10 protein-coding genes are annotated in these 11993 nt (G+C 75.2%); 3 read left to right on the top strand and 7 right to left on the bottom strand.

Translation table 11 applies throughout. The features are described from left to right. The gene (locus AC3EN4_RS27585) at positions 1–1047 is read left to right on the top strand and encodes a helix-turn-helix domain-containing protein (RefSeq protein WP_435209015.1); all 1047 of its coding nucleotides are present in this window, start codon (positions 1–3) and stop codon (positions 1045–1047) included. Positions 1048–1128: 81 nt separating this feature from the next. Here AC3EN4_RS27585 and AC3EN4_RS27580 read toward each other — a convergent pair whose 3' ends face one another. The 5 genes from AC3EN4_RS27580 to AC3EN4_RS27560 form a co-directional block, all read right to left on the bottom strand. Then, positions 1129–4842 carry a S8 family peptidase gene (locus AC3EN4_RS27580; RefSeq protein ID WP_435209013.1) on the bottom strand — a complete coding sequence of 1238 codons (3714 nt, stop codon included), beginning with the start codon at positions 4840–4842 and terminating at the stop codon, positions 1129–1131. Positions 4843–5000: 158 nt separating this feature from the next. Next, positions 5001–5885: an NAD kinase gene (locus AC3EN4_RS27575; RefSeq protein ID WP_421476068.1), complete on the bottom strand. Its 885-nt coding sequence runs from the start codon at positions 5883–5885 to the stop codon at positions 5001–5003. A gap of 88 nt (positions 5886–5973) precedes the next feature. Further along, complete coding sequence (locus tag AC3EN4_RS27570) at positions 5974–6828, bottom strand: TlyA family RNA methyltransferase (RefSeq protein WP_435209011.1); 855 nt, start codon at positions 6826–6828, stop codon at positions 5974–5976. A 37-nt stretch (positions 6829–6865) separates the two neighbouring features. Beyond that, positions 6866–7147, bottom strand: a complete 282-nt coding sequence (locus AC3EN4_RS27565; RefSeq protein ID WP_435209010.1) for a hypothetical protein — start codon at positions 7145–7147, stop codon at positions 6866–6868. Next, positions 7144–7824 carry a phasin family protein gene (locus AC3EN4_RS27560; protein WP_435209008.1) on the bottom strand — a complete coding sequence of 227 codons (681 nt, stop codon included), beginning with the start codon at positions 7822–7824 and terminating at the stop codon, positions 7144–7146. The genes AC3EN4_RS27565 and AC3EN4_RS27560 overlap by 4 nt, the downstream gene beginning before the upstream one ends. A gap of 111 nt (positions 7825–7935) precedes the next feature. Between AC3EN4_RS27560 and AC3EN4_RS27555 the strand changes: the two genes are divergently transcribed. Further along, complete coding sequence (locus tag AC3EN4_RS27555; protein ID WP_422739659.1) at positions 7936–8274, top strand: SCP2 sterol-binding domain-containing protein; 339 nt, start codon at positions 7936–7938, stop codon at positions 8272–8274. 91 nt (positions 8275–8365) lie between these two features. Here AC3EN4_RS27555 and AC3EN4_RS27550 read toward each other — a convergent pair whose 3' ends face one another. Both AC3EN4_RS27550 and AC3EN4_RS27545 read right to left on the bottom strand, forming a co-directional pair. Next, the gene (locus tag AC3EN4_RS27550) at positions 8366–9391 is read right to left on the bottom strand and encodes an HAD-IIA family hydrolase (protein WP_435209006.1); all 1026 of its coding nucleotides are present in this window, start codon (positions 9389–9391) and stop codon (positions 8366–8368) included. After that, a complete protein-coding gene (locus AC3EN4_RS27545; RefSeq protein ID WP_435209005.1) occupies positions 9388–10395 on the bottom strand; it encodes a tetratricopeptide repeat protein in 1008 nt (335 codons plus the stop codon). The genes AC3EN4_RS27550 and AC3EN4_RS27545 overlap by 4 nt, the downstream gene beginning before the upstream one ends. Here AC3EN4_RS27545 and AC3EN4_RS27540 point away from each other — a divergent pair. After that, positions 10384–11913, top strand: coding sequence for a hypothetical protein (locus AC3EN4_RS27540; protein WP_435209003.1), 1530 nt, complete (start codon positions 10384–10386; stop codon positions 11911–11913). The two genes, AC3EN4_RS27545 and AC3EN4_RS27540, sit on opposite strands and share 12 nt — an antisense overlap. Positions 11914–11993 lie beyond the last annotated feature (80 nt).

Genomic DNA, 11993 nt, shown 5'->3' with positions numbered 1-11993 from the left:
GTGTTGGACGTGATCGGCCTGACTCCCGCCGAGGAGGAGCTCTACCGCTGCCTGCTCCAGCTCACCACGGCCCGCCCCGACGAACTGGTCCGCCGGCTCGGCTGGCCCCGGGCGCAGGTCGCCGAGCAGGTCGAGGCGTTGCGGGCCAAGGGTCTCGTGCAGCCCACCGGCGACGCTCCGGACGCCCCGCTCTACCCCACCGCACCGGACGTCGCCCTCGGCGCCACGCTGCTGCGCCGTCAGGAAGACCTGGAGGCGGCCCGCCGTCGGGTCACCCAACTGGCCGAGGAGTACCGGACCGGCCTGCGCCGTCACCACGTCGACCATCTGGTCGAGGTGATCCGCGGCGGTCGTACGCTCCGCGACCGGCTGCGTGACCTGCAGAACTCGGCCCGCGAGGAGGTGCTGTGGTTCTGCCGGGCCAACCCCCTCGCGATGGCCGGCCCGGAGAACGTCGAGGAGTTCGACGCCCTCGCCCGCGGGGTCAGCTACCGCGCCATCTACGAACGGGACCTGCTGCTGGAACCGGGCGCGCTGGCCGACCTGGCCAAAGGGGTCGCCGCCGGTGAGCAGGCCCGGGTGCTGGACCGGCTACCGGTCCGACTGGCCATCGTGGACGGGCGTACCGCCATCTGCCCGCTGGTGCCCGACCGGGACGGCGGCGAGCCGAGCGCCGCGGTGATCGGCCGCAGCCAACTGCTCGACGCGCTGCTGGCTCTCTTCGAGAGTCACTGGCGGCTCGCCACCCGGCTGCGACTCGACGACCCACTCGCCGTCGCGGCGACCGAACACCGCCGCGACAGCGGCTCCAACGGCGACCGCCGCGACGCCGGCGACGACCGTCCGGCCGACGGCTACCGACCCGACGCCGACGAGGCCCGCCTGTTGTCGCTGTTCGTGGCCGGCGTACCGGACAAGTCCATCGCCTCCCAGCTCGGGGTGAGCCGCCGCACCGTGCAGCGGCGGCTCGCCGACCTGATGGACGTCGCCGGTGTCGACACCCGGCCGGGGCTGGCGTTCCAGGTGGCCCGACGCGGCTGGCTCTGACCTGGCGATGCGACCGTCGCGCGACGACGGACGCGGCCGGGCCCACCGTCGCGGTGACGGTGGGCCCGGCCGGGCCGGCGGTCAGCGCAGCCCGTACGCCCGCAGCACCGTCTGGTCGACGGTGTTCCCGGCCCGGTCGGCGGCGTGCACCCGCAGTGACACCGTCCCGCGTCCGGCCGGCACGGTCGCCGTCCAGCGGAGGCCCGACCCGTGGGTCGGTACGGACCGCCAGGTGACGCCCTCGTCGAAGGAGACCTGCACGGTCACGCCGGCGCCCTTCGGGGCGGGCAACCCGGCGGGCTGGCGCAGGGTCAGCCCCACCTGGTGCGGGCGGTTGCCGGGCACGGTGCCGAGCAGGTCGGCCGGCACCCGGTAGTCCACCTGCAACAGCGACAGCGGGCTGGCCGCGTCACCCGCCGGACGGGCCGAGGTGAACTGCCACGCCGTGTCCGTCCGGGTGCCGTAACGCCACTCGTCCGAGGCCCGTCGCGTCGTCAGGTCGAGGCGGTAACGGGACGGTCCCGCCGTGGTCGGCACCGGCGTCCACCCGTCGGACAGGTCGGCGATCTGCCGTCCGTCCCGGCTGAGGCGGACCTCGACGCCGTCCGACTCCTCGCTGGTGCCCGCCACGCTGTAGTGCCCGTCGGCGTCGACGAACTCGGGCACCCGTACGTCGAGGACGTCCCCGGTCCGCGTCGGCACCGGCGCGCCGCTCGCCGGCACGGCCGGCCGGACCACCGGGGCGTGCCAGGACTCGGTCTCCCGGTCGTCGGCGGCGTACCGCCGGGGCTCCTGGGTGAGGCCGCCGGTCAACTGTCCCCACTGCATGAACATCTGCTTGTGCAGCACCCGGTGCTGCCACCAGTTGTCACCGGCGCTCACGAACTCCTGCCGGGTGGTGCCGTTGTGGACCAGGCGCTGGTCGTCGTTCCAGGCGTACTCCTGCCACGGACGCCAGCCGAACCGCTCCTCGGTGGCCCAACCCGCGCCCGTGTCGCCGTAGCGCGCGGTCACCTCGGCGGTGTTCTTCGCGGTCACCGTGTGCACGATGCGCTCCGGCACCCGCCCCTTCGACACCTGCCACACGTCGTACAGGTAGGGGCTGTCCACGGTCAGGGTCAGGTCCAGCGTCGCGCGACCCGTGCGCGCCGCCGCGATCAGCCGCTGCCCGTCGTCGTACGCCACGGCCATCGCCGGGATCGGCAGCCGCTCCCCCGCCGGCCGCCAGACCGTCCACGCGCTCTGGTCCTCGGGGCGGACGATCAGCACCGCCGCCGCGCCGGCCGCCGCGACCGCGGCCACCTGTTCCTCCTCGCTGCGGTCCGGGTCGGTGGCGAGCAGCACGGCCGCGCCCCGCACCCGGGTCAGCTCGCCGGGTGTTCCGGTGCCCGCCCAGACCAGCGGCAGCTTGTGTCGCCCGGTCGGCGCCGGGGACGCGCCCAGCAGGTTGATGTCCGACGGTCCGGACACGCCGGTGACGGTGGCGTCCACCATGGGCGCGACGAGCTGCCAGCGGGAGGCGAACTCGAACTCGCCGTGGCGCACCGGACGGGTCGGCGTGACGTTGACCTGCTGAACGGTGCTGTACGCCATCACGCCGTGGTCGATCTGCCGGCCGTTGCCCAGCACCCGGTGCACGTAGAAGCTGAGCGTGGCCCGCTGTTCGCTGGGCTTGGGCGTCTCGACGCGTACCGGCGTGCCCTTGCGGGCGTCCAGCACGACGGTCAGGTCCCGGTCGACGGTGAGCTCGGGTTCGACGGTCTGGGTCAGCTGCTCGTCCAGCGGAGCGCCGTGCTCGACCAGCGCGGTCAGCAGGTAGCTGCCCTCCTCGACCCGCAGGGTGCCCTCGCCCGGCCACCAGCCCCAGTAGTCCGACTCGGGCTGCTCACCGAAGAGGGTCAGGGCGGGCGAAAGAGTCGGCTGACCCTGCCGGCCCAGCACCTTGATCGTGACGTCGTGCTGCGGTCCGCTGACGGTGAGCCCGACCGGCGTGCGCACGGCTACGCCGTCCGCGCCGGTCGCCACCAGCCATCCTCCGTGCGGGCCCCGGGCCAGCTTCGCCGGGTCGGCGCGCAGTGGCACGGCCACGCTGCCGCCGGCCGGCACGGTCACCTCGCCCGAGCCGACGGCGACGCCGTCGGTCTCGGCCGCGCCGCTGTCCAGATTGCGCAGCTCCAGGGCCAGCCGCAGGGTCCGCGCGACGGACGTGCCATTGGTGTACGTCACACTGCGCTCGACCACCGCTCCGCCGGTGCTGACCCGGCCGAAGTCGGCGGTGGCCGACGCGTACACCCGTTGGGTGAGCGCCCGCGCCACGTCCACCCGACCGCCGCCCTGCTCGAAGACGGTCAGGGCCGGGTTCCCCTTGGTGGTGCTGACCAGCGCGTCCTTGAGCGTGCCGGCCTTCCAGTCCGGGTGGTCCTGGGCGAGGATCGCGGCCGCGCCCGCGACGTGCGGGGTGGCCATGGACGTCCCGGACGCGGCCGTGTAGGCGTCGCCGACCGGCGTACCCATGGTGGTGCCGGCGGCCCGCGCGGCGACGATGCCCACGCCCGGCGCGGTGATCTCGGGCTTGATGCCGTTGTCACCGACGCGGGGGCCCCGGCTGGAGAAGTCCGCGAGGTTGTCGTCCCGGTCGACGGCGCCGACGGTCAGCGCCGCCGTGGCCGCGCCCGGCGCGTTGACGCTCCGCGCCTGGCCGGAGTTGCCGGCGGCGATCACGAACAGCGCGCCGGTCTCGGCGGTCAGGTCGTTCACCGCCTGGCTCATCGGGTCGGTGCCGTCGGTCGGGCCACCGCCGAGGCTCATGCTGACGACCTTCGCGCCGGAGTGGGCGGCCCACTCCATGCCGGCGATGATGGCCGAGTCGTAGCCGGAGCCGCCGTCGTCGAGCACCTTGCCGACCAGCAGCCGCGTGCCCGGGGCGACGCCCTTGCGCAACCCCTCCGACGCCGCTCCGCTGCCCGCGATGGTGGCGGCGACGTGGGTGCCGTGGCCGTGACCGTCGCGGGCGCTGCCGCTGCCGGAGAAGTCCCGCGCCTCAGCGATCCGCCCGGCCAGGTCGGGGTGGGTGGCGTCGACGCCGGTGTCGAGCACGGCCACCGTCACGCCACTGCCGTCGCGGCCGGCCGCCCAGGCCGCCGGAGCGCCGATCTGCGGGACGCTGTGCTCCAACGTCGGACGCACCCGACCGTCCAGCCAGACCCGGGCGATGCCGCCGCCCAGCCGAGGAGTCACGGTCCGGGTCGTCGGCGTGCCGGCGAGGGTGGTCCACAGCCCACCCAGGTCGGCCTTGCCGACCCGTACGGCGGCACCGTTGATGCTCGGCAGGGGCCGGGCGTCGGTGACGCCGCCGAGCGGCCGGACCCGGCCGGCGGACGGCTCCTGGTAGCGCACGATCAGCGGCAGCGCGCCCTGCGCGGCGTCGCCGTAGCCGTCGGCGGCCAACTCCTGCACGTCGAACAGGTTGGCGTCGAGGACGCCGCTGGAGATGTAGGGCGTGACGTCGCTGGGCAGGACCCGCAGCCCGCCGTCGACCTCCAGGGTCTGGAAGAGGATCCGCTCCCGCCCGGGTCCCGGGCGTACGGTGGCGGCGACCCGGCCCGGCGCGGCCGGCGACAACTCGACCTGATCGCCGGTGATGAGGGTGATGCGGACGGGCGCGACGGCCGGGGCGGACGCGCCCAGGCTCGGGCCGGTGGGCCGGACGGGCGGCTCGGCGGACGCCGGCGCGGCGAGGCCGACCACCAACGCGCCGACCGCGCCGGCGCTGAGCCAGCGGGGGGACCAGTGCATGCGATGCGCTCCTTCACTCCTTCGGGCCCGACATCCGTGGATGGGGACCGATCGGAGTCTGCGACGCAGCGCACAACCAGGTCACTAGCCGCTCGCCGCCGTAGCGGCGACATGTCGTCAGGTGGACAACCGCCGGACACCGACGGTGTGCGCCACCGTCACCGGCGGCTGCCCCGCCAACCGTGCACCGGCAGGCCGAACTTGGCGACCAGCCGGTCGGTGAACGGGCGGGCCCGCAGCCGCACGATGCGCACCGGCAGGGCCCCGCGCCGCACGGTCACCCGGGCGCCCGGCGGCAGGTCGTACACCCGCCGGCCGTCGCAGGCGAGCACGGCGAGGGTGGTGAACGGGTCGACGGTGATGACGAACGTGGACGTGGGTGCGGTGACCAGTGGACGGCTGAACAGCGCGTGCGCGCTGATCGGTACCAGCAGCAGGGCCTCCACCTCCGGCCAGACGACCGGGCCGCCGCCGGAGAACGCGTACGCGGTGGAGCCGGTCGGGGTGGCGCAGACCACGCCGTCGCAGCCGTAGCGGGACAGCGGACGGCCGTCCACGTCGACGAGGAGTTCGAGCATCTGCGCCCGTTCGCCCTTCTCGACGCTGATCTCGTTGAGCGCCCACGACTCGATGGTCGGACCGCCGTCGAACTCGGCCGTGACGTCGAGCGTCAGCCGCTCGTGCACGGTGTAGTTGCGCTCGACGACGTCGCGGACCGCGGTGTCCAGGTCGTCGATCTCCGCTTCGGCGAGGAACCCGACCTTGCCGAGGTTGATGCCGAGCAGCGGCGCCTTCGCCGGGCGCGCCAGCTCGGCCGCGCGCAGGAACGTGCCGTCCCCGCCCAGCGCGAAGACGATCTCGGCGCCCTCGGCGGCTTCCGGGCCGGCGACGGGGACCACACCGGGCAGGTCGAGATCCTCGGCTTCGTCGGCGACGACCCGTACCTCGAATCCCGCGGCGATGAGGTCGGCGGCGACCGACCGGGCGTGCTCGGTGCTACGCCGACGACCGGTGTGGGTCACCAGCAGCGCCGTGCGGCTCATCGGGCCACCCGCCCGTCCGCGACCGCACGGCCGGACGCCCGCGCTCCGGCACGCCCGCGTGCCGTCGCGCGCCGCTCGCTGTACGCGCTCACCCTGCGACCTCCTCCGCCGCCACGCCCGGCACGTCGCCGGCCGTCGTCACACCGTCCGGCCCGGCGTCCACCACGGCCCGTACCCGCTGCGGGTCGGCCGCCGGCGCGCCCCGGCGCAACCATACGAAGAACTCGACGTTGCCGCTGGGGCCCGGCAGCGGGCTGGCCGCCACGTCCGCCAGGCCGAGGCCGAGCTGGGTCGCGGCGGCGGCCACGTCGAGCACCGCCTCGGCACGCAGCGCCGGGTCGCGGACCACACCGCCGGCCCCGACCCGCTCCTTGCCCACCTCGAACTGCGGCTTCACCATCAACGCCAGGTCGCCGTCCGCCCGGGTGCAGCCGGCCAACGCCGGCAGCACCAGCCGCAGCGAGATGAACGACAGGTCGGCCACCGTCAGGTCGACCGGTCCGCCGATCGTGTCCGGAACGAGGGTACGGACGTTTGTGCGTTCCAGGACCCGGACGCGCTCGTCGGTCCGTAGCGACCAGGCGAGCTGCCCGTAGCCGACGTCCACGGCCACCACCTCGGCGGCATCGGCGCGCAGCAGCACGTCGGTGAAGCCCCCGGTCGAGGCCCCGGCGTCCAGGCAGCGGCGGCCGGCGACGCGCAGCCCACCGAACGCGGCGAGGGCTCCGGCGAGCTTGTGGCCGCCCCGGGAGACGTACTCCTCGGTCGGGTCGTCGCCGGTGACCAGCAGCGGGTCGGCGGGGTCGACCATCGCGGCGGCCTTGCGCGCGGGCACTCCGCGCAGCTGGACCCGGCCGGCCTCGACCAGCGCGGCGGCCTGCTCACGCGAGCGGGCCAGCCCGCGACGGACGAGTTCGGCGTCCAGCCGGTTGCGACGTGCCATGCGTGTTTCTCCGGTCCGTCGGGCGGAATCGCCCTGCTCAGGTCTGGTCGATGGTGGCGAGGGTCTCGCGCAGCGTCTCGTACGCCGCCTCGTACTGCGCGATCTGGTCGGCCGGGGCGAGCGCCGCCGCGTTGTCCATGGCCCGCACGGCGGCCTCGACCGCCGGGTGGCTCGCCGCGTCGTCGGCGCCGACCGTCAGGTCGGCAGGCGGACCCGGGCGGGTGCCGGGCGGCGGACCCGGGCGGGCCGCGAACGAGCCGGCCGGTGGCGGGCCCGGTCGGAAGCCCCCGGGTGGGCCCGGGCGTGCCGCGTCGCTCACGACGCACCGTCCGGACGGCGCTTGCGGACGGCCTTCTTCGCCGGCATGGCCGCCGGAGTCGGGGTGTCGTCCTGGCTGACCGGCGTCGGCGTCTCGTCGCCGGTCCGGCTGATCGTCGCGGGAGGCTTGCGGGCGATGGCCTTCTTCGCGACGGCCTTCTTCGCGATCGCCTTCTTGGCGACGGGCGCGGCGGCCTTCTTGGCGACGGGCGGCGCGGCCTGCTGGGCGACCGGCGCTCCGGCGGGGCCGTCGGACGGCACCAGGCCGTCAGCGGGCGGCGCGGCGCGGGTCGGGTCGGGCTGTGGCACGGGCTCGGCGGCAGGCGTCGGGGCGGCGGACGGGCCGCCGGCCGTCGTCGCGGCGGGTGGCTCGGTGGCCCGCGCCTCGCGCAGTTGCCGTTCCAGGTCGCGTACCCGCCGGGTCAGCTCGGCCACCTCGTCGGCCGTGGCCAGACCGACCGCGCCGAGGGCCCGGTCGACCTCGAAGCGGACCAGCTTGGTCAACGCCTCCCGGTTGGCGGCGCTGGTGCTGACCAGCTCCTCGGCGAGCGCCTGCAACTGGGCCGCGGTCGCCCCGCCCGTGCCGACGACCCGGCGCACCGCTTCCTGCGCCTTCTTCCGGGGCGCCTCCGCCAGGCCCAGGGCCAGTTCGAGGTAGGCGCGCCACGCGTCCTGCATGCCTTGGTCCTTCCGTCGGGCGGGGTCTGCAGGTGTCACGCTACCGGGCACCCCGGACTGTCCCGTGCGGTACGGTGCCGGGGACGGCGAGGCAATCGGCGAGGGGGACATGTGGCCAGCGTGGACGAGTGCCGGCAGGCGTTGCAGGAGCTGGCCGCCCGGTTGGACCGCAACGCCGAGACGGTTCGGGAGCGTATCGACCTGGAGCGCACCCTGGCCTGCCGGATCACCGATCTGGACACGGCCTTCCACGGACGGATCAGCGGCGGCCGGCTGGTCGAGCTGGCCGACGGAGACGACCCGAAGGCCAAGATCGCGTTGAGCACGTCCAGCGACGACCTGCTCGCCCTGGTCCGTGGCGACCTGGACGTCACCAGGGCGGTCACCTCCCGCCGGGTGTCGATCAAGGCCAACCCGTTCGACCTGATGAAGCTGCGCAAGCTCCTCTAGCGGGTCGCCCGCGCGTCGCCGGTGCCCGGCTTCAAGCGTCGCCGCTCCGCCGCGCGCCTTCGTGGCCGGCCCACGTCTCCGTGGCCCGGCCTCACGCCTGCGCGGTCAGCCCGAAGCTCTTCAGGGCGGCGGCCGCGGCCGGGCCCGCCGGGCGGATCGCCGGCAGTGTCGGGGCCGCCCAGGCCGCCGCGCAGAGGGCCGCCAGGGCGTCCAGCGCCTGGCCGTCGCCGGCCAGCTCCAGCGTCCCGTCGCGGTCCGTGACGGACCAGCCGCCGGCGTCCGTCGGGCCCGGGACCCGCACCGCCGCCGCCGGGTCGAAGAGCCCCGCCAGGTCCCGCGCGACGTACGTGGGCCGCCGCCCCGGCTCGGCCGCGAGCAACTCGGGTACGCCGCTGACGCCGGTGAGCACGAGCAGACTGTCCAGTCCCGCGCGGCGGGCGCCCTCGATGTCGGTGTCCAGTCGATCGCCGACGACAAGGGCTTTTCCACCGTCGCCGCGCCGGGCGGCGGTCTCGAACAGCGCCGACTCCGGCTTGCCGACCACCAGGTCCGGGTCCCGTTCCAACGCGGTCCGCAACACCGCGACCAGTGACCCGTTGCCGGGTAGCGGGCCACGGGCGCTGGGCAGGGTCCGGTCGGTGTTGGTGGCGACCCAGATCGCGCCGGCCCGGACCGCGACCGACGCCTCGGCCAACTCGGCCCAGCCGACCTGCGGGCCGTACCCCTGCACCACCGCGGCCGGCTTCTCGTCGGCGCGGGTGACCGGGGTCAGCCCGACCGCGCGCAGCTCGGCGCGCAACGCCTCCGCGCCGACCACCAGCACCGCGGCGCCGGCCGGCAGCCGGTCGCGCAGCAGCTCGGCCGCTGCGGCGGCGGAGGTGAGGACCTCCTCCGGCCGCGCCGGCACGCCCATCCCGGTCAGCAGGTCCGCGACGTCGCTGGAGCGGCGTGAGGCGTTGTTGGTGGCGTACGCGACCGCGCGGCCCTCGGCGTGCAGCTGGGCCACCGCCTCGACGGCGCCGGGAATCGGCCGGTCGATCAGGTAGATCACACCGTCCAGGTCAAAGACGACCAGGCTGTACCCGTCGATCAGCCGCTTCCCGGCGTCCGCGTTCACCGCTGCGTCGACTCCGGCTCGTCGCCCCGGGTGGGGGCGGTCCGCTCGCCGTCCGCGCCCCGGCCACCGTCGTCGGCGGTCCGGACCGCAGCGGTGTCGTCCGGGTCCGGACGGCGGGCGTCGACGTCCTCGTCGTCACCGTCGACGTCCTCGGGGTCCGCCGCGTCGGTGTGCCGCGCCGAACCGCCGGTGACGCGGTCCTCCTCGTCGTCGTCGAAGTCCTCGTCGCCCGCCTCGGCGGCGAAGTCCTCGTCGTCCTCGTCGTCCTCTTCGTCGTCAGCCTCGTCGTCGGCCGTCGCGGCGAAGTCGTCCTCGTCGTCGTCGACATCCTCGTCGTCGGCGGTCAGGTCCGTGTCCGGCTGCGCCGGCACGGCGCCCGGCGCGCCCGGACCGGCGGCGATCTCCTCGGCCTCGTCCTCGTCGTCGCCCTCGATGACGACGCCGTCGAGTTCGAGCAACCGCTCGGCGGCGTCGGTCTCGCCCTCGGTGTCCACGTCGGCGGCGCGGGAGAACCACTCGCGGGCCTCCTCACGCCGACCCACCGCGAGCAGCGCGTCGGCGTACGCGTAGCGGAGACGCGCCGTCCACGGCGCCGTCGTCTCGCTGGTGAGATCGGGCACCTGGAGCATCGCGACCGCGGCGTCCTTCTGGCCGAGGTCACCCCGTGCGCCGGCGGCGACGATCAGCAGCTCGACGGCGACGGCCGGGTCCAGCTTCTCCTGGTCGGCACCCCGGTACAGGTCGATGGCCCGCTCCGGCCGGCCGAGCGCACGCTCACAGTCGGCGAGCACGGCAAGGTGACTCTGCAAACCGGTCATCCGGTGGTACGTCCGCAGCTCGGCGATCGCCGTCTGCCACTCCCCCGCGTGGTACGCGGCCAGGCCGACCGCTTCGCGGACGGAGGCGATGCGCGACGCCAGCCGCCGGGCGGCCAGCGCGTGGGCCAACGCCTCGGCCGGGTCCTCGTCGATCAACTGACCGGTGGCGACCAGGTGCCGGGCCACGGTCTCGGCGACCGGCTTGTTCAGCGAGAGCAGTTCGGCACGGACGTCCTTGTCGAGGTCGGTCGCGACAATGTCGTCCGGCAGTGCCGGGGCCGCGCTACGCCCACCCTCGGACGCCTCCAGGCCCGCCGCACGCTCGTCGCGGCGGCGGTCGTCCTCGCGACGGTCGCCGCCCCGGAAGCCACCCTCACGGTCGCCACCGCGGAAGCCGCCCTCACGACGGTCGCCGCTACGGAAGCCACCCTCACGGGGCGCACCACCCTGCCGGCGGTCGCCGCCTCGGAACCCGCCCTCGCGGTCGCCGCCACGGAACCCGCCCTCACGGCGGTCACCGCCCCGGAAGCCACCGTCGCGGTCGCCGCCCCGGAAGCCACCCTCACGGGGCGGACCGGAACGACCACGGTCACCGCCACCCTGGTAGCCACCCTCACGACGGTCACCGCCCCGGAAGCCGCCCTCGCGATCGCCACCCCGGAAACCGCCCTCGCGGCGGTCACCGCCACGGAAGCCACCCTCGCGGGTCGCACCGGAACGGTCACGGTCGCCACCACGGAAGCCACCCTCACGACGGTCACCGCCACGGAAGCCACCGTCACGGTCGCCGCCCCGGAAGCCACCCTCACGGGGCGGACCGGAACGACCACGGTCACCGCCACCCTGGTAACCGCCCTCACGACGGTCGCCACCACGGAAACCACCCTCGCGGTCGCCACCACGGAAGCCACCCTCACGGCGTTCGCCACCCCGGAAGCCACCGTCACGGTCGCCGCCACGGAAACCGCCCTCACGGGAGGGACCGGAACGACCACGGTCAGCGCCGCCCTGGTAACCGCCTTCGCGACGTTCGCCACCCCGGAAGCCACCGTCACGGTCGCCACCACGGAAGCCGCCCTCGCGCGGACCAGCGGAGCGCGACGAGTCGCGGAAACCGCCCTCGCGACGCTCTCCGCCCCGGAACCCACTCTCGCGGTCGCCACCGCGGAAGCCGCCGCCCTCGCGGCGGTCTCCGCCCCGGAAGCCACCCTCGCGGTCGCCACCGCGGAAGCCGCCGCCCTCGCGGCGGTCACTGCCCCGGAAGCCACCCTCGCGGTCGCCACCGCGGAAGCCGCCGCCCTCACGGCGGTCACCACCACGGAAGCCACCCTCGCGGGGCGGACCGGACCGACCACGGTCACCACCGCCCTGGTAGCCACCCTCGCGGCGGTCGCCGCCCCGGAAGCCACCGTCACGGTCGCCACCCCGGAAACCGCCCTCACGGCGGTCGCCACCACGGAAGCCACCCTCGCGGGGCGGACCGGAACGGTCACGGTCGCCGCCTCGGAAGCCACCCTCACGGCGGTCGCCACCACGGGCGCCGCCCTCGCGGCCACCGGCGTAGCCGCCGCGGGCGCCGCCGGCGTTGTCACGGTCTCCCCGGTACGGGGGCCGGTCGTCGCGGCGCGCTCCACGGTCGCGTCCAGCCGGGCCGTCGGTGCGGTCCTCGTTACGACGGGGACGGTCTCCGCCCTGCGGTCCTGAACTCACAGGTACATCCTTCCTGATTGCGCCACCAATGGCGCTACGCAGTCGAGGGCCGACCCTGATGGGGCGGCCCTCGA

It is taken from the genome of Micromonospora sp. bgisy143 (assembly GCF_057708145.1).
The sequence above is the reverse complement of the archived record's forward strand: the minus strand, read 5'-3'. Positions and strand labels throughout refer to the sequence as shown.

Excerpts from the sequence above, each read along its gene's own strand:
- AC3EN4_RS27580 (WP_435209013.1), bottom strand. The coding sequence starts at position 4,842 with ATGCACTGGTCCCCCCGCTGGCTCAGCGCCGGCGCGGTCGGCGCGTTG.
- AC3EN4_RS27575 (WP_421476068.1), bottom strand. The coding sequence starts at position 5,885 with ATGAGCCGCACGGCGCTGCTGGTGACCCACACCGGTCGTCGGCGTAGC.
- AC3EN4_RS27570 (WP_435209011.1), bottom strand. The coding sequence starts at position 6,828 with ATGGCACGTCGCAACCGGCTGGACGCCGAACTCGTCCGTCGCGGGCTG.
- AC3EN4_RS27560 (WP_435209008.1), bottom strand. The coding sequence starts at position 7,824 with ATGCAGGACGCGTGGCGCGCCTACCTCGAACTGGCCCTGGGCCTGGCG.